Annotated in this window: 15 protein-coding genes; 12 read left to right on the top strand and 3 right to left on the bottom strand. The window is 66.7% G+C overall.

Annotated features, from left to right (window positions below):
- Positions 1–29 precede the first annotated feature (29 nt).
- A complete protein-coding gene (gene lpxO / locus AC6LJW_RS13355; protein WP_056567064.1) occupies positions 30–929 on the top strand; it encodes a lipid A hydroxylase LpxO in 900 nt (299 codons plus the stop codon).
- Between the two features lie 153 nt (positions 930–1,082).
- Here lpxO and hrpA read toward each other — a convergent pair whose 3' ends face one another.
- From hrpA to AC6LJW_RS13340, 3 genes are all read right to left on the bottom strand, one after another.
- Positions 1,083–5,099 carry an ATP-dependent RNA helicase HrpA gene (hrpA, locus tag AC6LJW_RS13350; protein ID WP_498087521.1) on the bottom strand — a complete coding sequence of 1,339 codons (4,017 nt, stop codon included), beginning with the start codon at positions 5,097–5,099 and terminating at the stop codon, positions 1,083–1,085.
- An 83-nt stretch (positions 5,100–5,182) separates the two neighbouring features.
- Positions 5,183–6,592: an FAD-binding oxidoreductase gene (locus AC6LJW_RS13345; protein WP_498087520.1), complete on the bottom strand. Its 1,410-nt coding sequence runs from the start codon at positions 6,590–6,592 to the stop codon at positions 5,183–5,185.
- A gap of 7 nt (positions 6,593–6,599) precedes the next feature.
- Positions 6,600–7,280, bottom strand: a complete 681-nt coding sequence (locus AC6LJW_RS13340) for an aspartate/glutamate racemase family protein (protein ID WP_056567071.1) — start codon at positions 7,278–7,280, stop codon at positions 6,600–6,602.
- A 174-nt stretch (positions 7,281–7,454) separates the two neighbouring features.
- On the opposite strand from AC6LJW_RS13340, the gene AC6LJW_RS13335 reads away from it, so the two are divergent.
- The 11 genes from AC6LJW_RS13335 to AC6LJW_RS13285 all read left to right on the top strand — a co-directional run bounded on the left by AC6LJW_RS13335 (position 7,455) and on the right by AC6LJW_RS13285 (position 17,828).
- Positions 7,455–8,396: a LysR substrate-binding domain-containing protein gene (locus AC6LJW_RS13335; protein WP_056567073.1), complete on the top strand. Its 942-nt coding sequence runs from the start codon at positions 7,455–7,457 to the stop codon at positions 8,394–8,396.
- 120 nt (positions 8,397–8,516) lie between these two features.
- Positions 8,517–9,443, top strand: coding sequence for a dihydrodipicolinate synthase family protein (locus AC6LJW_RS13330; protein WP_498087519.1), 927 nt, complete (start codon positions 8,517–8,519; stop codon positions 9,441–9,443).
- Between the two features lie 13 nt (positions 9,444–9,456).
- Complete coding sequence (locus AC6LJW_RS13325; RefSeq protein ID WP_056567075.1) at positions 9,457–10,236, top strand: SDR family oxidoreductase; 780 nt, start codon at positions 9,457–9,459, stop codon at positions 10,234–10,236.
- A 28-nt stretch (positions 10,237–10,264) separates the two neighbouring features.
- Positions 10,265–11,743: a dihydropyrimidinase gene (gene hydA, locus AC6LJW_RS13320; RefSeq protein ID WP_498087518.1), complete on the top strand. Its 1,479-nt coding sequence runs from the start codon at positions 10,265–10,267 to the stop codon at positions 11,741–11,743.
- Between the two features lie 22 nt (positions 11,744–11,765).
- Positions 11,766–12,713 (top strand): N-carbamoyl-D-amino-acid hydrolase, encoded by a 948-nt coding sequence (locus tag AC6LJW_RS13315; RefSeq protein WP_498087517.1) that lies wholly within the window; start codon positions 11,766–11,768, stop codon positions 12,711–12,713.
- Between the two features lie 10 nt (positions 12,714–12,723).
- Positions 12,724–13,578 carry a transporter substrate-binding domain-containing protein gene (locus AC6LJW_RS13310; RefSeq protein ID WP_056567081.1) on the top strand — a complete coding sequence of 285 codons (855 nt, stop codon included), beginning with the start codon at positions 12,724–12,726 and terminating at the stop codon, positions 13,576–13,578.
- Between the two features lie 72 nt (positions 13,579–13,650).
- Complete coding sequence (locus tag AC6LJW_RS13305; RefSeq protein WP_498087516.1) at positions 13,651–14,397, top strand: amino acid ABC transporter ATP-binding protein; 747 nt, start codon at positions 13,651–13,653, stop codon at positions 14,395–14,397.
- A gap of 20 nt (positions 14,398–14,417) precedes the next feature.
- Positions 14,418–15,095, top strand: a complete 678-nt coding sequence (locus tag AC6LJW_RS13300) for an amino acid ABC transporter permease (protein WP_056567089.1) — start codon at positions 14,418–14,420, stop codon at positions 15,093–15,095.
- A 112-nt stretch (positions 15,096–15,207) separates the two neighbouring features.
- Positions 15,208–15,882 carry an amino acid ABC transporter permease gene (locus tag AC6LJW_RS13295; protein ID WP_056567093.1) on the top strand — a complete coding sequence of 225 codons (675 nt, stop codon included), beginning with the start codon at positions 15,208–15,210 and terminating at the stop codon, positions 15,880–15,882.
- A 209-nt stretch (positions 15,883–16,091) separates the two neighbouring features.
- Positions 16,092–17,450, top strand: a complete 1,359-nt coding sequence (argA, locus tag AC6LJW_RS13290; RefSeq protein WP_056567102.1) for an amino-acid N-acetyltransferase — start codon at positions 16,092–16,094, stop codon at positions 17,448–17,450.
- 105 nt (positions 17,451–17,555) lie between these two features.
- A complete protein-coding gene (locus AC6LJW_RS13285; RefSeq protein ID WP_056567105.1) occupies positions 17,556–17,828 on the top strand; it encodes an oxidative damage protection protein in 273 nt (90 codons plus the stop codon).
- Positions 17,829–17,914 lie beyond the last annotated feature (86 nt).

Genomic DNA, 17,914 nt, shown 5'->3' with positions numbered 1-17,914 from the left:
ACTACCCCGTCGCACGACGAGATATACCTATGAAATGGCTCATACCTGGGATCTGGCTTGCCGCCATCCTGTTCGCGCACTTCCGAGGCCGCGTCAAACTGCCGCTGGGACGGCAAATGCTGGACCATTCGGTGCTGCTGGCGCCGATCAACGCCTTCATGGTGCTGACGTCCCGTGTGCCGACCACGCCTTACCTGACGACCAGCGAAATCGCCGAGCTGAAGGTGCTTGACGACAACTGGGAGACGATCCGCGAAGAAGCCATGCAGATGGCCGAGCTTCGCCGGATCAAGGCGGCCGACACCCATAACGACATTGGCTTCAACTCGTTCTTCAAATATGGGTGGAAGCGGTTCTACCTGAAGTGGTACGACGCCCGCCACCCGTCGGCCGAGGAACTCTGCCCCAAAACGGTCGCCATCCTGAAGGGCCTGCCCAAGGTCAAGGCCGCCATGTTCGCCGAGCTGCCGCCGGGCGGCCAGCTCAACCCGCACCGCGACCCGTTTGCAGGATCGCTGCGCTATCACCTGGGTCTGGCGACGCCGAACGACGACGGCTGCCACATCATCGTGGACGGCGAGCACTACAGCTGGCGCGATGGCGAAAGCGTGGTGTTCGACGAAACATACGTCCACGAAGCCTACAACAAGACGGGCGAGAACCGGATCATCCTGTTCTGCGACGTCGAGCGTCCGCTCAAGTGGCGTTGGGCCGAAGCCTTCAACGGCTGGTTCGGCCGCAAGGTCATGTCCGCGGCCAGCTCGCCCAACGACGGCGGCGACCAGACGGGCGCGATCAACAAGCTGACCCACGCGCATTGGGTGCTGGACCAGAAGCGCAAGGCCTTCAAGAAGTGGAACCGCACGGCGTACAAGGCCACCAAGTACGGGCTGATCGCGCTGGTGATTGTTGGGTTTTTGGCGTTGTAAGAACCGACGCTTCTGACATGCTGCAAAAAAAGGGCCGCAATGCATTTGCGGCCCTTTTTACGTCTACCGGTGTCTGACACCCGGGTCGCAGCCCGGCAGGGTGCGGCGCCGGCTCAAGGGTGTCAGACACCCATGTGGTGTCAGGCACCTAGGCTAGCGTTGCAAGGATTCCCAGCTTTTCATCAGGCGCTTGACCGACACCGGCATCGGCGTGCGCAGCTCCTGGGCGAAGAGCGCCACCCGCAACTCCTCGAGCAGCCAGCGGAACTCGTCCAGCCTGGGGTCTGCCGCCCCTTTCAGCGCCGCGCGGGCGCGCTGGTATTGCGTGACCAGCGGCGCCATTTCGGACACCAGCTTTGCGTCCCGTGCCGGGTCGGCGCGCAGCTTGTCAATGCGCGCGACCGCCGCCTTCAGGTAGCGCGGGAAGTGCGACAACTGCGCATACGGCGTGTCGCGGATGAACCACTTGGGCATCAGCGCACCTATTTGCTGCTGCAGATCCGCGTAAGCGGCCGCGTGGGGCTTGGCCTGCGGCAGCTTGCGTTGAAGCGCCGCATATTCAGTCAGCACTGCGCCGGCCAGCCGCGCGACCTCCTGGGCCAGCAGACCCAACCGGCCCTTGCCCTCGGCGCGGCGTGCTTCGAACTGCTGTTCGTTCACCGGCCACGGCTCGGCCAGACACGCCTGCCCCAGCGCGCAGTCGATGATCTGGTCGCGCAATTCTTCCTGCGTGCCCAGCGTCATATACAGCATGCTGATCTTGGTGAGGTCGGTGAGGTTCTTTTCGAGGAACTTCACCTGCTCGCGCAGCGCCAGCCGGAAGAGCTTCAGGAGACCCGCGCGATGGTGCTTGCGCGCCTCGTCGGGATCGTCGAACACGTCCAGGTCGCAATGCGCGCCTCGGTCCACCAGCGCCGGATAGCCGATGACGGACTGGCCGCGCCGCTTGATCTCCATGATGTCGGGCAATGGCCCGAACGACCAGGAGGTCAGGTTTTCGTGCGCCAGCGCTTGCGCGACCTGCGTGTCGCTGGCCGCCAGTTGCTGGAAGGTGGCCTGGGCCTGCTTGCCGAATTCGGCGCGCAGTTGCGCCAGATTGCGGCCGGCGGCCAGCATGCGGCCGTGCTCGTCCACGACGCGGAAGTTCATGAACAGATGCGCCGGCAGAGTTTCCAGCTTGAAGTCCCCCACCGCCGGGCGGACCTGCACCTGATCCCACATGTCGGCAATGATGGCGTCGACCAGACCCGTCTGCGGATCGGCCAGGCGCTCGAACCAGCGGTCGTAGAAGCCGGCAGCGTAGTCGGGCAGCGGCACGCAATGGCGGCGCAGCTTCTGTGGCAGCGATTTGAGCAGCAGGTGCACCTTTTCCTTGAGCATGCCGGGCACCAGCCACTCGCAGCGCGCCGGATCGATCTGGTTCAGCGCGAACAGCGGCACCGACAGCGTGACGCCGTCGCGCGGCGAGCCCGGTTCGAAGTGGTAGTCCAGCGCCATCGACACGCCCTGCCATTCCACTTTCTTGGGAAAGACATCGGTCGTGACGCCGGCGGCCTCGTGCCGCATCAGCTCGTCGCGGGTCAGCATCAGCTTGGCGGCAGCCGCCTTGTCCAGGCCGCTCACCCACTTTTCGAGCGTCGCGGTCTGCGAGATGTCGGCGGGAAGCTGCCGGTCGTAGAACGCAAAGATCAGCTCGTCATCGACCAGGATGTCCGGGCGCCGGGTCTGGTGTTCGAGCTTTTCGATGCCCGCGATGAGCTTGCGGTTGTGCGCGACGAAAGGCAGGCGCGTGTCGATCTCGCCGGGCACCAACGCCTGGCGGATGAAGAGTTCGCGCGCATGGGTGGGATTCACGCGGCCGTAATGGATGCGCCGGCCGGTATAGATGGCCAGGCCGTAGAGCGTGGCCCGCTCGTTGGCCACGACCTGCCCGGCCTTCTTTTCCCAGCGGGGGTCCGACCAGTTCTTGCGGATCAGGTGCGCGCCGATCTTTTCCAGCCACACCGGGTCGATGCGCGCCACGCAGCGCGCATACAGGCGCGTGGTCTCGACCAGTTCGGCCGCCATGATCCAGCGGCCGGCCTTTTTCACCAGGCGCGAGCCCGGATGAATGTGGAAGCGGATTTCGCGCGCCCCCTGATAGCTGCCGCCTTCGTCGCTCTTGAAGCCGATGTTGCCAAGCAGCCCGGACAACAGCGCCATGTGCAGCTGTTCGTACGTGGCTTCGGACTGGTTGACGCGCCAGCCCTGTTCGCCCACCAGCGCCGACAGCTGCGTGTGCACGTCGTGCCACTCGCGCAGGCGGATGGGCGACAGGAAATTCTGCCGCAACAGGCCCACCAGCTTGCGCTGCGAGGCCTTGTGCTGCACCTGTTCGCCATACCAGCGCCACAGCTTCACGAAGGAGATGAACTCGGACTTGTCGTCGCCGAACTTGGCGTGCGCGGCCTCGGCGGCCTCGCGCTCCTGCATGGGACGGTCGCGCGGATCCTGCACGGACAGCGCGGAGGCGATGATCAGCATTTCGGCCAGGCACTGGTGTTCTCGTGCGGCCAGGATCATCCGCCCGATGCGCGGGTCCACGGGCAGTTTGGCCAGTTCATCGCCGGTTCGGGTCAGGACAAAAGACGCGCCCGTGCGCCCGTCGTCCGTATCGTCGTCGGACGCCGACGCCAGTTCGATGGCGCCCAGCTCCTGCAGCAGGTGGTAGCCGTCGGCCACCGCCCGCCCCGGCGGCGCTTCGACGAAGGGGAACTGCTCGATGTCGTCGAGCTTGAGCGACTTCATCCGCAGGATGACCGACGCCAGCGACGAACGCAGCACTTCGGGATCGGTGAAGGCGGCGCGATTGTTGAAATCCAGCTCGTCATAGAGCCGGATGCAGACGCCTGGCCCCACCCGCCCGCATCGGCCGGCACGCTGGTTGGCCGAGGCGCGGCTGATGGGCTCGATGCGCAGCTGCTCGACCTTGTTGCGCCACGAATAGCGCTTGATGCGGGCAAGACCGCTGTCGACGACGAAGCGGATGCCGGGCACGGTCAGCGAGGTTTCCGCCACGTTGGTGGCCAGCACGATACGGCGGGCGTTGCCGCGCGGGCGGAAGATCTGTTCCTGCTCGGCCTGCGACAGGCGCGCAAACAGCGGCAGCACCTCGGTGCCGGCCGGGTGCCGCTTGCGCAGCGCTTCGGCCGATTCACGGATCTCGCGCTCGCCGGGCAGGAACACCAGCACGTCGCCCGGGCCATGCCGCGCGCATTCGTCGACGGCATCGACGATGGCGTCGATCAGGTCGCGCTCTTCGTCGCCCGACATGCGCTCGCGGTCGCGGCCGGCCTTGTTGGGCGCGGGCGCGTCATCGCCGGCGGCGGGCTCTTCGCGCACGGGCCGGTAGCGCACTTCGACGGGATACAGGCGGCCCGAGACTTCGATGACCGGCGCGGGCTTGTCTTCCGACGCGGCAAAGTGTCTGGCAAAGCGCTCGGCGTCGATGGTGGCCGACGTGATGATGAGCTTGAGGTCCGGGCGCCGCGGCAAGAGCTGCTTCAGGTAGCCCAGCAGGAAGTCGATGTTCAGGCTGCGCTCGTGCGCCTCGTCGATGATGATCGTGTCGTAGCGGCGCAGGAGCGGATCGCGCTGCGATTCGGCCAGCAGGATGCCGTCCGTCATCAGCTTGATGGACGCGTTGGGACCGGTGCGGTCGTTGAACCGCACCTGGTAGCCGACGACTTCGCCCATGGGCGTGTTCAGCTCCTCGGCGATGCGCTTGGCCACCGAGGTCGCCGCCAGGCGTCGCGGCTGCGTGTGGCCGATCATCTTCTGGCGGCCGCGGCCCAGTTCCAGGCAGATCTTGGGAAGCTGAGTGGTCTTGCCCGAGCCGGTTTCGCCGCTGACGATCACGACCTGATGGCCAGCGATGGCGCGCGCGATCTCCTGCCGCCGTGCGCTGACGGGCAGGTCTTCCGGGTAGGTGACGGCCGGAATGGGTCGTTCGGGACGGGGCGCGGCGGGGCGGCCTTCGGGACGGGCCCGGGGCGCTTGCCGAGCGGCTTGCCGGGGGGCTTGCCGAGCGTCTGGCTGAGCACTTGGCCGGGCGTCTTCCGGGGGCTGCTCCCGGTCAGTGGCGCGCGGCGCCGGCGTTTTCGGCGCCCGCGGGCTGGAGGATTCAGGCATGTAGGATTTATCCGATTAGCCCGCCATTATAAATTTCTGGCGGACTTCGCGCGCGCAGCCCCTGCCTGCCCCGCGCGCGTGCCCTACAGCAGCTTGCCCGGGTTCATGAGCTGGTTGGGATCGAGCGCCCGCTTGATCATCAGCATCAGGTCCATTTCCACCGGCGACTTGTAGCGCCGCAGCTCGTCGCGCCGCAACTGGCCCACGCCGTGCTCGGCGCTGATGCTGCCGCCGCGCTGGGCCACCAGGTCGTGCACGCGGCGGTTCAGCGCCGCGGTCAGCCGGGCGTATTCGGCGGGCGCCACGTCCAGCGGCAGCAGCACGTTGTAGTGCAAGTTGCCGTCGCCGATGTGGCCGAAGTTGATGATGGGCAGCCCCGGAAAATCCGATACCAGCGCCAGGTCCGCTTCCTCGACGAATGCGGCCAGGCGCGAAATGGGCAGCGCGATGTCGTGCTTGACCGCCTTGCCCGCGCGCACCTGCGCCTGCGAGATGCCCTCGCGCAGCCGCCACAAGGACTGGACCTGGGTGTCGTTCATCGCGACCACGCAGTCCTGGATGATGCCGGCTTCCAGCGCCGCGCCCAGCGCGGTTTCCAGCAAGGCGGGCAGTCCGGCGGGCTCGGTGTCCGACAGTTCAACCAGGGCGTAATAGGCATGGCGGCCGGCCAGCGGGCTGGCCGCGCCGCTGACGTGCGCCACCACCAGATCGAGGCAACGCGCGGACATCATTTCGAACGCGGTCAGCCTTTCGCCGCAAACGCCCTGCAGGCGGCTGAGCAACGCCACCACCTGCGCGGGCGTGTCCGCGCCCACCCATGCCGCCACACGGCCCGTGGGCGCGGGGTACAGCTTGAGCACCGCGCCGGTGATGATGCCCAGCGTGCCTTCGGAGCCGATGAACAGGCTTTTGAGGTCATACCCGGTGTTGTCCTTGCGCAGGCCGCGCAGGCCGTTCCAGACGCGGCCATCGGGCAGCACCACCTCCAGCCCCAGCGCCAGATCGCGCGTGTTGCCGTAGCGCAGCACCGCGGTGCCGCCGGCATTGGTGGCCAGATTGCCGCCGATGGTGCAGCTGCCCTCCGCGCCCAAACTCAGCGGGAAGAAGCGGCCGACGTTGCGCGCGGCGGCCTGCACGTCGGCCAGCAGGACGCCCGCGTCGGCGCACAGGGTGTTGTTGACCGGATCCACCTCGCGGATGCGTTTCATGCGATTCAGGCTGAGGATCACCTGCGCGCCGCTGCCGTCAGGCGTGGCGCCACCGCTCATGCCGGTATTGCCGCCCTGCGGCACCACTGGCGTGCGCGTCTGATGGCACAGCCGCATGACGGCCGACACCTCGGTGGCGTTGCGAGGCCGCACCACCACGGGCGTGCTGCCCTGCCACTTGCCCAGCCAGTCGCGCACGTAAGGCCCCTGGCCCTCGGCATCGAGCACCAGCCCGTTGTCGCCGACCAGGTGCGACAGCCGATCGATGAGTTCGTGATTGCGCATGGTGGCCTCAGGCGCCGTGCCAGTTCAGCCGGATGCGGCCGATCGCCATCGCCGCGGCCGCCTGTGTCGGCTCTACGACGGGCAGGCCCAGCTCGGCCTGCAGCCAGCCGCGATAGGCCGCCATGCCCGCGCAGCCCAGCACCAGCACGTCGGCCTGATGCTCATCGCGCAACCGCGCACCGACGTGCAAAAGGCGCTCGCGGGTGCGCGCCTCATCCGACAGTTCGACCACGCCCAGATCCAGCGGCAGCTCGGCCGCCACGCGGCCCGACAGGCCGATCGCGCCGAACATGCGTCCGTGACGCGGCAGCGATTGGCGCAGGATCGCGATCACGCCCACGCGCTGGCCCAGCGTCAGCGCGGTCAGCATGCCGCATTCGCTGATGCCCAGCACCGGCTTGCGCGTGGCTTCGCGCACCGCGTGCAGACCCGGGTCGCTGAAGCAGGCGATGACGTAGCCTGCGGCAGCGGCGCCGTGGTCGGCATCCAGCTTGCGCACCAGCGCGGCGAGCGGCAGCGTCACGCTTTCGACGTCGAGCTGCGTCTGGACGCCCGCCGGCCCCTCGGCCAGCGTCAGGCATTGGATGCACGGACCGCCGGCCATGCGCAGCGGTTCCAGCGCCGCGTCGAACGCATCCGTCACGGCCTGCGTGGAATTGGGATTGATCACAAACAGGGTCTGTTCCATTCGTCCGTCCTGGTCGTCCGTCCTGGTGGTGGCCGGGCCCGCGCCATGTGGACGCGGACCGGGGCAAGGTACGGCGCCAGTCTATCTGCGGGCGGCCTGAGCATGTATTGTCAATTTGTGCGCTGCCCTTAACCCTTTGTTATGCTCGTCGCGTCAAGTCGGAGCGGGCGCGCCATGCAACTGAATCTGCGGCAAATCGAAGTTTTCCGGGCGGTAATGACCACGGGTTCGATCAGTGGGGCGGCCAAGCTGCTGTTCGTCTCGCAGCCCGCAGTCAGCCGGCTGTTGTCGCACACGGAACAGCGGCTGGGCTTCGCGCTGTTTGAGCGCATCAAGGGCCGGCTGTATCCCACGCCCGAATCCCGGCAGCTCTTTCGCGAAGTGGAAACGGTCTATGCCGGCGTGCGGCGCGTGGAGGAGCTGGCTTCGGAATTGTCCGAGCGCCGCAGCGGCATCCTGCATCTGGTGTCCAGTCCCAGCATCGGCCACATGCTCGTGCCCCTGACGATCTCGCGATTTCGCGAAACGCACCCTGACGTCAAGGTCACCTTTCAGCCGTTGACGCAGCAGCCCCTGACGCAAATGCTGCTGGACAACCGCGCCGAACTGGGTGTGGTGATCTTGCCCGTCCAGCACCCGAATCTGCTGACGCAGCCCATCGGCCAGGCCCGGCTGGTCTGCATCTGCCCGTACAACCATCCGCTGGCGCATCGCTCGCTGCTATCCATCGGCGATCTGTTGCCCTACCCGCTGATTTCGTACGGCGGCGACACGCCGTTCGGCATGCTGGTCGAGCAGATGTACCACGAGGCCGGACAGACCCGCCGGCTGGCTGTGGAAGTGAGTTCGCCGCAGAACGCGTGCTCGCTGGTGCAGGCCGGCGCGGGCATCGCCATCGTCGATGAATTCTCGGTCAAGAGCCGCACGCAGGGCGACTTCGTGGTGCGTCCGATCGACCAGGCAAAGATCCTGACAGCGAGCCTGGTGCAGTCGCGCTTCGAGCCGCTGTCGCAGCTTGCGCAGGCCTTTGTCGACGTGCTGCGCCACACGCTTTGCGAGCAGGGATTCGAGCTGTCCGCAAACGTCCAGGCAAACCCTGCCAAGGGTAAACCTTGACTTAACTGGCTGTTATACCAAGGCAATAAAAAAGCAAGTGGAGTTCTAAAACTTCCGCTTTAGGATGACATCGAAACGTCGCTTCCGATTTCGGTTTTCACGCATCCTGACGGAGAAAAGATGGCAGCCTCCATCGACGCCAAAGGCGTCTTCACCATTTGCCCCACGCCCTTCGACGATGCCCTGCGTGTCGATACCGACAGCATCCGCACGTTGGTCGATTTCCTGCTTGAAACCGGGGTGACCGGGCTGGCAATCCTGGGCTTTCTGGGCGAGCTGCACAAGCTGTCCAACGACGAGCGCCGCCGGGTGCTGGAAACCTTCGTGAAGCACACGAACGGCCGCGTGCCGGTGTGGGTGGGCGTGCGTGCCCACGGCATCGCCGGCGCCATCGAGCAGGCCCGCGAAGCGCAGGAGCTGGGCGCATCGGCTGTATTCGCCGCGCCGTTGGACAACGCCAGCGATGCCCTGCTGTTCGACTACTACAAGGCCGTGGCCGAAGCCGTGAAGATTCCGGTCGTGATCCACGATTTTCCGGACTCCTTCGGCACGGAGATCCGCCCCGAGGTGGTGGCGCGGCTGGGCCGCGAAGGCGGCGTGCACATGATCAAGATGGAAGAGCCGCCGGTGGGGCAGAAGATCAGCCGCATCCGCGAACTGGTGCCGGACGCCGACATGGCCATCTTCGGCGGGTTGGGAGGCGTGTACTTCCTGGAAGAGCTGCAGCGCGGCGCGGTCGGCACCATGACCGGCTTTGCGTTCCCGGAGATCCTGGTTGCCATCTACGAACGCTATGCCAGCGGCGACCACGCCGGCGCCGCCGCGATCTTCGACCGCTACTGCCCGCTGATCCGCTACGAGTTCCAGCCCAAGATCGGACTGGCGTTGCGCAAGTATGTCTATCAGCGCCGCGGCGCCATCAAGAGCCACGCGCTGCGCGCGCCGGCGATGCGCATCGATCCGGTCACCGCGGCCGAGCTGGAAGCCACCGTCGCGCGCGTCGGGCTGTCGCTGGGCGCCACCGGCCGCCAACCCGTGCTGGGTTGAAAGGAGCAAACACATGGATCTCGGAATCAAGGGCAAGCACGCGCTGGTGTGCGCGTCGAGCAAGGGCCTGGGCTACGCCTCTGCGCTATCGCTGGCGCGCGAAGGCGTGAATCTGGTGATGGCCGCGCGCACGGCCACCACGCTGGACGCCGCGGCGGACGCAATCCGCCGCGAGACCGGCGCGTCGGTCATCACGGTGGCCGCCGACGTCACCACCGAGGCCGGCAGGCAGGCGCTGCTGGCGGCCTGCCCCGAACCCGACATCCTGGTCACCAACGCGGGCGGGCCGAAGCCCGGCGACTTCCGCGAGTGGTCGCGCGACGACTGGATTGCCGCGCTGGACGCCAACATGCTGACGCCCATCGCGCTGATCCGCGCCACGGTGGACGGCATGATCGCGCGGCGCTTCGGCCGCATTGTCAACATCACGTCCGCCGCCGTGAAGATGCCCATCGACATCCTGGGCCTGTCCAACGGCGCGCGGGCCGGACTGACCGGTTTCGTGGCGGGACTGGCGCGCCAGACCGTGCGGCACGGCGTCACGATCAACAACCTGCTGCCCGGGCCTTTCCTGACGGACCGCCTGCGCCAGACCGCCGAACGCGGCGCGCGCGACAGCGGCAAGACGGTGGACGACGTGCTGGCCGCGCGGCTGGCGGGCATTCCAGCCGGCCGGTATGGCGACCCCGCCGAATTCGGCGACGCCTGCGCCTTTCTGTGCGGCGCGCGCGCCGGCTACATGACGGGGCAGAACCTGGTGCTGGACGGCGGCATCTATCCCGGAACGCTCTGACTCTTCTTTCGCGCGGAACCCCTTACCCATGACCGATACCGCAGCATTCGACCTGACGATCCGCAACGGCCGCATCAGCACCGCCTCCGACACCTTCCACGCCGACATCGGCGTGCGCGACGGCGTGATCGTCGCGCTGGGACAGGGCCTGCCGCCCGGTGCACGGGACATCGACGCCGCGGGGCGCTGGGTACTGCCGGGCGGCATCGACAGCCACTGCCATGTCGAGCAGCTATCGGGCATGGGCATCATGTGTGCCGACGACTTCTACAGCGCCACCGTATCGGCGGCGTTCGGCGGCACCACCACCATCATTCCGTTCGCGGCCCAGCACCGCGGCAACGCGCTGCCGGATGTGGTGGCCGATTACGCCCGCCGCGCCGAGGAAAAGGCGGTCATCGACTACGGCTTTCACCTGATCCTGTCGGATCCCACGGAACAGGCGCTCAAGCACGACCTGCCCGAACTCATCAAGAACGGCATCACGTCGTTCAAGGTGTTCATGACGTACGACCGCCTGAAGCTGGACGACTACCAGTTGCTGGACGTGTTGGAAGTTGCCGACCGCGAGGGCGCGCTGGTCATGGTGCACGCCGAGAACAACGACATGATCCGCTGGGTGGCCCGCCGCCTCGCCGAACGCGGCATGACGGCGCCCAAGTACCACGCCGTGGCGCACACGCCGCTCGCCGAAAGCGAGGCGACCCATCGCGCCGTAACGCTGGCTCGCATGATGGATGTGCCCATCCTGATCGTTCACGTCGCGGGACTGGAAGCGGTGCGCGTGGTGCACTCGTCACAGGCGCTGGGGTTGCCCATCCACGCGGAAAGCTGCCCGCAGTACCTGTTTCTGACCGCCGATGACATTGACGCCCCCGGCCTGGAAGGCGCCAAGTTCTGCTGCAGCCCGCCCCCGCGCGATGCGGCCTCGCAAGAAGCCGTCTGGCAGGGCCTGACGGACGGCACCTTGCAGATCTATTCGTCCGACCACGCCCCGTACCGCTTCGACGCCAGCGGCAAGCTGCCCAAGGGAGACGCCACCACCTTCAAGGACGTGGCCAACGGGGTGCCGGGGCTGGAAGTGCGCATGCCCCTGCTCTTTTCCGAAGGCGTGCTGGGCGGGCGCATGTCGATTGAACGCTTCGTGGCGCTGACCGCCGCCAATCATGCCCGCACCTACGGCCTGTACCCGCAGAAGGGGACCATCGCGATCGGCGCGGATGCAGACATTGCGATCTGGAATCCGGAGCGCGAGGTGACGATCTCCGCGTCCATGCTGCACGACAACGTGGGCTACACGCCCTACGAAGGCCGGACCGTGCGCGGCTGGCCCGAAGTGGTCATCAGCCGCGGCCGCATCGCCGTCGAGAACGGTCAGCTGCATGTCGAGCGCGGCAGCGGCCGCTTCATCAAGCGCGGCACGCCCGAACCCGTACTGCGCCAGCGCCTGACCGGCAATCCCAATGCGCTGGTGCGCAAGTATTTTTCGGCCGATAGCGCCGCCTGAGTCATAGCTAAAGGAACCCGGCATGAGCAAACGTCCCTTCGGCCTGGCGGTCGCGCAAATGGGTCCGGTGAAACCCGAGGAGACCCGGCGGCAGGCGGTGGCGCGCCTGCTCGCGATGATGCGCGAGGCGCATGGACGCGGCGCGCGCATGGTGGTGTTTCCGGAACTGGCGCTGACCACCTTCTTTCCACGCTACTGGATGACGGAAGAAGAAGCGATGGCGCGCTACTTTGAAAAGGAAATGCCCGGCCCCGAGACCCGCGTGCTGTTCGACACCGCGCGGGAGCTGGGCATCGGCTTTTACCTGGGCTACGCCGAGATCGCCTCGGACGGCCGGCGGTTCAATACCAGCATCCTGGTCGATGCCAACGCGCGCATCGTCGGACGCTACCGCAAGATCCACCTGCCGGGCCACAGCGACCACAAGCCCGAGGCCCCTTTCCAGCATCTGGAAAAGAAGTTCTTTGAAGTCGGCAACGACGGCTTCAACGTCTGGGAAACGCTGGGCACGCGCATCGGCATGTGCCTGTGCAACGACCGCCGCTGGACGGAGACCTGGCGCGTGCTTGCGCTGCAGGGCGCCGAGATCGTGGCGCTGGGATACAACACGCCGTCATTGAATATCCACTGGAACGAACCGGTCCACTTGCGCATGTTCCACCATCTGCTCAGTCTGCAGGCGGCCGCGTATCAGAACGCGGTCTGGGTGGCCGCCGCAGGCAAGGCCGGCAATGAGGACGGCAGCCACCTGATCGCCGGATCGGCCATCGTCGCGCCCACGGGCGAGATCGTGGCGCAGGCGCAGGGGGAGGAGGACGAGGTGATTTTCTGCCAGGCCGATCTGGCGCTGGGAGACACCTTCAAGCAGCACATCTTCAACTTCGCCGCCCACCGGCGCCCGGAACACTACGGCTTGATTCTCGAGCGCGTGGGGGCCGGCCCCGCCCTGGGCAAGACGCCTCTTCCCTAAAGGACCCGCCATGACCCGCCTTCTCCGCACCCTGACGTTTGCCGGCCGCTGCGGCCTCACGCTGTGCCTGGCCGGCGCCAGCCTGGCCGCTGCCGCCCAGCCGCTGACGACCGGCGTGGACGCCACGTTTGCCCCGCACGCCATGCCCAAGCTGGGCGGCGGGCTGGACGGCTTCAACATCGAACTGGGCCAGGCCATCGCCAAGCAGCTTGGCACCACCATCAAGATCGAGGGCACCGAGTATGCCGCGCTGATTCCGGGCCTGAACGCCAAGAAGTACGACTTCGTGCTGGCGCCCACCACCGCCACCGAGGAACGCGCCCGCGCGCTGCTGTTTTCCGAGGGCTATCTGAACACCGACTACACCTTCGTGATCGGCAAGAACGGCAAGGACATCAAGGGCCTGGATGACCTGAAGGGCAGGAAGCTGGCGGTCAACAAGGGGTCGGCCTACGAGAACTGGGCGCGCGACAACGCGGCCAAGTACGGCTTCACGTACGACGTGTACGCCTCCAATGCCGACGCGGTGCAGGCGGTGCAGGCCGGCCGCGCGGACGCCAACCTGGCGGGCAACACCGTGGCGGCCTGGGCCGCCAAGCAGAACCCGGCCGTGCGCACCAGCTACACGATCAAGACAGGTTTGGTCTGGGCGCTGGCGTTCCGGCTGGACGACAAGGCGGGCCGCGACCGCGTGTCCATGGCGCTCAAGTGCCTGAAGCAGGACGGCACGGTGTCCAAGTTGGCGCAGAAGTGGTTCGGCTTCACGCCTGCAGCCGGTACGGCGGCGGTCACGGTGACGCCAGGCCAGGGCGTGCCGGACCTGCCGGGCTACGACGCCAAGCCGGTCGAACTGCGCTGCAGCTGATTTTCCGACGCACCGCCAACGACAGGGGAGGAGCCGCTTCGCGGCCCCTGCCCGCGCTTTGAGGAGCTTTCGATGGAAACGCCGATCCTGAAAATCGCCGGGCTGCACAAGTCCTATGGCGACAACGCGGTCCTCAAGGGGATCGACCTGGAAGTGAGCCGCGGCGAGCTGGTCTTCATGATCGGCCCCTCCGGCTCGGGCAAGAGCAGCCTCCTGCGCTGCTGCAACCGGCTGGAGGAACCGACCGCCGGCAGCATCCACGTCGACGGCGAGGAGATCACCGCGCCGTCGGCCGAGCTGAACCGCATCCGCCAGAACATCGGCATGGTGTTCCAGCACTTCAACCTGTACCGCCACATGTCCGTGCTGTCGAACATCACGCTGGCGCTGCGCAAGGTGCAGAAGCTGGCGCGCGCCGAGGCCGACCGCCGCGGCCTGGAGGCGCTGGACCGCGTGGGACTGGCCGACAAGGCGCGCGCCTATCCCGACCAATTGTCCGGCGGCCAGCAGCAGCGCGTGGGGATCGCGCGGTCACTGGCGCTGCGGCCCAAGGTGGTGCTGTTCGACGAGCCGACCAGCGCTCTGGATCCGGAGCTGGTCGGCAGCGTGCTGAACGTGATGCGTGAACTGAAGCGCGACGGCATGACGATGATGGTGGTCAGCCACGAGATGGGCTTCGCCCGCGCGGCAGCCGATCGGGTGGTGTTCATGGACGGCGGGGTGATCGTCGAGCAAGGCCCGCCGCAAGACGTCTTTGGCGCCCCCCGACAACCCCGCACGCAGGCCTTCCTGGCCAGCATGGCGGAACATGCCGCGTAACGCGGTTTGAAGAGTGCTCCATGGATCTGAACGCCCTGCTGTTTTCGTTCTTCAACGTTGAGGTCGCCTGGCGCTACCTGCCCGACATCCTGGCCGGCATGTGGGTCACGCTGCAACTGGGCGTGGCGGTGGCCGCGACGGGCGTGGCGCTTGGCCTGGTGCTGGCCGTGGTGCGCGCGCTGCGCATCCGGCCGGTGAATTTCCTGATCATCTGTTTTGCCGACATCCTGCGCGCGCTGCCGCCGCTGGTGGTGATCATGGTGCTGTTCTTCGCGTTCCCCTACATCAACCTGTCGATGTCGGCATTCATGGCGTGCTGGCTGTCGCTGTCGCTGGTGCTGGCCGCGTTTGCCGAGGAAATCTTCTGGGCGGGCATCCTGTCCGTGCCGCGCGGCCAGGCCGAGGCGGCGCGCTCGACGGGGCTGAACTGGCTGCAGAGCATGGTGTATGTCGTGATGCCGCAGGCGATGCGGCTGACGGTCGCGCCGCTGACCAACCGGGTCATCGCCATCACCAAGAGCACCGCGCTGGGTTCGGTCGTGGGCTTGAGCGAAGTGCTCAACAACGCGCAATCGGCCAGCAGCAATGCGGGCAACGCCACGCCGCTGACCTTGGCCGCGGTGGCGTGCCTGCTGATCTTCCTGCCGGTCGTGATTCTGGGGCGCTGGACCGAAACGCGCTTCAAGTGGAAGCACTGACGGAAAGCACTGACCGGAAGCATCTTTACCAATGCATATCGGGCGGGAAGCGAGGCCGACCACACCCGCCCGCCACAACAAGGGAGCCCCGAACGGGCCCCAGGGGAACCGCATGGACGAAATCCTGCAGAATTTCTTCAATCTGAACATCTACGTCAGCGTGGCGCCGTATCTGCTGCAGGGTTTGGGCCGCACGCTGATGCTGTCGGCCATGGTGATCCCGGTTGGACTGGCCTCGGGACTGCTCATCGGGGTGCTGTCCGTCACGCTGAAGTCCCGCTGGTCGCGCGTGCTGCTGGCCATCTACATCGACTTCTTCCGCGCCCTGCCGCCGCTGGTGCTACTGATCTTCATCTATTTCGGGGCGCCGTTCCTGGGCCTGGACCTGCCCAAGCTGCTGGCGGTGGCCGTGGGCTTCATGCTGAACAATTCGTCCTATTACGGCGAGGTCTTTCGCGCCGGCCTGGAAAGCGTGCCGCGCGGGCAGATCGAGGCGGCGCGCTCCACCGGCCTGTCGGCCTGGCAGACGATGTGGCACGTGCAGATTCCGCAGGCCACGCGCAACGTCATGCCGGACCTCATCAGCAATACGCTCGAAGTGGTCAAGCTGACCACGCTGGCCAGCGCCGTGGCGCTGCCGGAGCTGCTGCGGGTGGCTCGCGACGCCCAGTCGCTGGTGTACAACCCCTCGCCCATCGTGCTCGCGGCGCTTTTCTACCTTGCGTTGCTGTGGCCGGTGGTGCGGCTGCTGAGCCGCCTGGAACACCGGCAGCTTTCCCGGCATTGACCCTTTTCGTGCCGCGACCGGTGGGTCAGCCCGGACGCGGCACCGCATCCTGTGGGGCGCCCGCAACAATGCGTCCTGCGCGCGGCGCGGCCCGGGCGGCCGCGCGCCCTATAATTCCGCGTAGCGCCGCCCCCTGAGGCGGCGCTCTCCGCACGGCCTGCCGGCCTGCGCCGTCCCGCGACCCATAGGATTCTTAAGCAACTCACACCATGCCCGACCTGGAACCAGACACCGTCTCCGCCCTTGAAGCCCCTGAATTCGCCGCCGCGCAGTTTGTGCGATGGTTCCGAGACGTGGCCCCCTACGTGCACGCGTTCCGAGGCAAGACCTTCGTGGTGGCGTTTGGCGGTGAACTGGTGCAGGCGGGCGCGTTGAACGCCCTGGTCCAGGATCTGTCCCTGCTCTCCTCGCTGGGCATCCGGCTGGTGCTGGTGCATGGCTCGCGGCCCCAGGTCAACGAACAACTGCGCCTGAAGGGCTACACGCAGCAGTTCGACCGGGGCCTGTCCCCCACCGACGCCGCCGCGCTGGAATGCGCCAAGGAAGCCGCCGGCGAAATCCGCCTGGACATCGAGGCCGCGTTCAGCCAAGGGCTGCCCAACACGCCGATGTCGCACGCCCACATCCGCGTGATCTCCGGCAACTTCGTCACGGCGCGTCCCACCGGCGTGCTGGACGGCGTGGACTACAAGCACACCGGCCAGGTGCGCAAGATCGATATCGAAGCCCTGAAGTTCGCCATCGAGAAAGGCTCGTCGGTCGTGCTGCTGTCGCCGCTGGGGTTCTCGCCCACCGGCGACGCCTTCAACCTGGCGATGGAAGACCTGGCCACCAGCGTGGCCGTGGGCCTGCGCGCCGAGAAGCTGATCTTCCTGTCCAGCTCGCAAGGCGTGCTGAACGAAGACGGCACGCTGGACACCGAACTGGCGCGCGTGGACGCCGACGCGCTGCTGGCCGGCGGCGAGCTGGACGAAGAGACCCATTCCTTCCTGCAATACGCCTCGCTCGCGGTCAAGCGCGGCGTGGCCCGCGCCCACCTGCTGCCCTTCGAGCTGGATGGCAGTGTGCTGCTCGAGATCTTCACCCACGATGGCGTGGGCACAATGGTCGTCGAGGACACGCTGGACGACCTGCGCCCGGCCACCATCGACGACGTGGGCGCCATCCTCAGCCTCATCGAACCGTTGGAAGCCGACGGCACGCTGGTGCCGCGCCCGCGCAGCGTCGTCGAACGCGACGTCGAGAACTTCACCGTGCTGGAGCACGACGGCGTCATCTACGGCTGTGCGGCCCTGCACGACTTCCACGACGAACAGATGGCCGAAATGGCCTGCCTGATCGTGCACCCCGAATGGCAGGGCTCCGGCGAAGGCGAGATCCTGCTGCGTCACATGGAATCGCGCGCCCGCGCCTTGGGCGCCAAGCGGCTGTTCGTGCTGACCACCCGCACCTCGCACTGGTTCATGAAGCGCGGATTCGTGCAGGGCGGCATCACCGACCTGCCCCGCGAAAAGCAGAACAACTACAACCGTTCCCGCAACAGCCTGGTTTTCATCAAGAAGCTCTGAAACCGGCCCGCGGGGCGATTTCCGCGGTAAGCGGAAGGGGCTTGGCGCCCGACGCACGCCAAGCCCGCTAAAATGTGGCGTTATTCATTTTTCCGGCAGCGAACCATGGCCCGTATCGTCAACTGTGTGAAACTGAAGCGTGAAGCCGAAGGGCTGGACTACCCGCCCTACCCTGGCGAAGTCGGCACCCGCATCTGGCAAAGCATTTCCAAGGAAGCCTGGGAAGACTGGAAAGGCGTGCAGACCCGCCTGGTGAACGAAAACCGCCTGAACCTGGCCGACGCCCGCGCACGCAAATACCTGCAGCAGCAGATGGAACGCTTCCTGTTCGAAGACGGAACCGTCGAAGCCGACGGCTACGTTCCGCCCTCGGCCTGATCCGCCCCGCGCCGCGCCTTTGGGCATGCGGCACGGCAAAGCCCCTCGCGCGCGAGGGGCTTTGTTTTTTGAGGCGCTCAGGCACA

It is taken from the genome of Achromobacter sp. 1012554356 (genome assembly GCF_059760815.1).
This window is presented reverse-complemented; position numbering and strand designations above follow the sequence as displayed.

Coding starts and splice junctions, on each gene's coding strand:
- AC6LJW_RS13285 (WP_056567105.1), top strand. CDS start 17,556: ATGGCCCGTATCGTCAACTGTGTGAAACTGAAGCGTGAAGCCGAAGGG.
- AC6LJW_RS13315 (WP_498087517.1), top strand. CDS start 11,766: ATGAGCAAACGTCCCTTCGGCCTGGCGGTCGCGCAAATGGGTCCGGTG.
- lpxO (WP_056567064.1), top strand. CDS start 30: ATGAAATGGCTCATACCTGGGATCTGGCTTGCCGCCATCCTGTTCGCG.
- AC6LJW_RS13335 (WP_056567073.1), top strand. CDS start 7,455: ATGCAACTGAATCTGCGGCAAATCGAAGTTTTCCGGGCGGTAATGACC.
- AC6LJW_RS13325 (WP_056567075.1), top strand. CDS start 9,457: ATGGATCTCGGAATCAAGGGCAAGCACGCGCTGGTGTGCGCGTCGAGC.
- hydA (WP_498087518.1), top strand. CDS start 10,265: ATGACCGATACCGCAGCATTCGACCTGACGATCCGCAACGGCCGCATC.
- AC6LJW_RS13305 (WP_498087516.1), top strand. CDS start 13,651: ATGGAAACGCCGATCCTGAAAATCGCCGGGCTGCACAAGTCCTATGGC.
- AC6LJW_RS13300 (WP_056567089.1), top strand. CDS start 14,418: ATGGATCTGAACGCCCTGCTGTTTTCGTTCTTCAACGTTGAGGTCGCC.
- AC6LJW_RS13310 (WP_056567081.1), top strand. CDS start 12,724: ATGACCCGCCTTCTCCGCACCCTGACGTTTGCCGGCCGCTGCGGCCTC.
- AC6LJW_RS13330 (WP_498087519.1), top strand. CDS start 8,517: ATGGCAGCCTCCATCGACGCCAAAGGCGTCTTCACCATTTGCCCCACG.
- argA (WP_056567102.1), top strand. CDS start 16,092: ATGCCCGACCTGGAACCAGACACCGTCTCCGCCCTTGAAGCCCCTGAA.
- hrpA (WP_498087521.1), bottom strand. CDS start 5,099: ATGCCTGAATCCTCCAGCCCGCGGGCGCCGAAAACGCCGGCGCCGCGC.
- AC6LJW_RS13345 (WP_498087520.1), bottom strand. CDS start 6,592: ATGCGCAATCACGAACTCATCGATCGGCTGTCGCACCTGGTCGGCGAC.
- AC6LJW_RS13295 (WP_056567093.1), top strand. CDS start 15,208: ATGGACGAAATCCTGCAGAATTTCTTCAATCTGAACATCTACGTCAGC.
- AC6LJW_RS13340 (WP_056567071.1), bottom strand. CDS start 7,280: ATGGAACAGACCCTGTTTGTGATCAATCCCAATTCCACGCAGGCCGTG.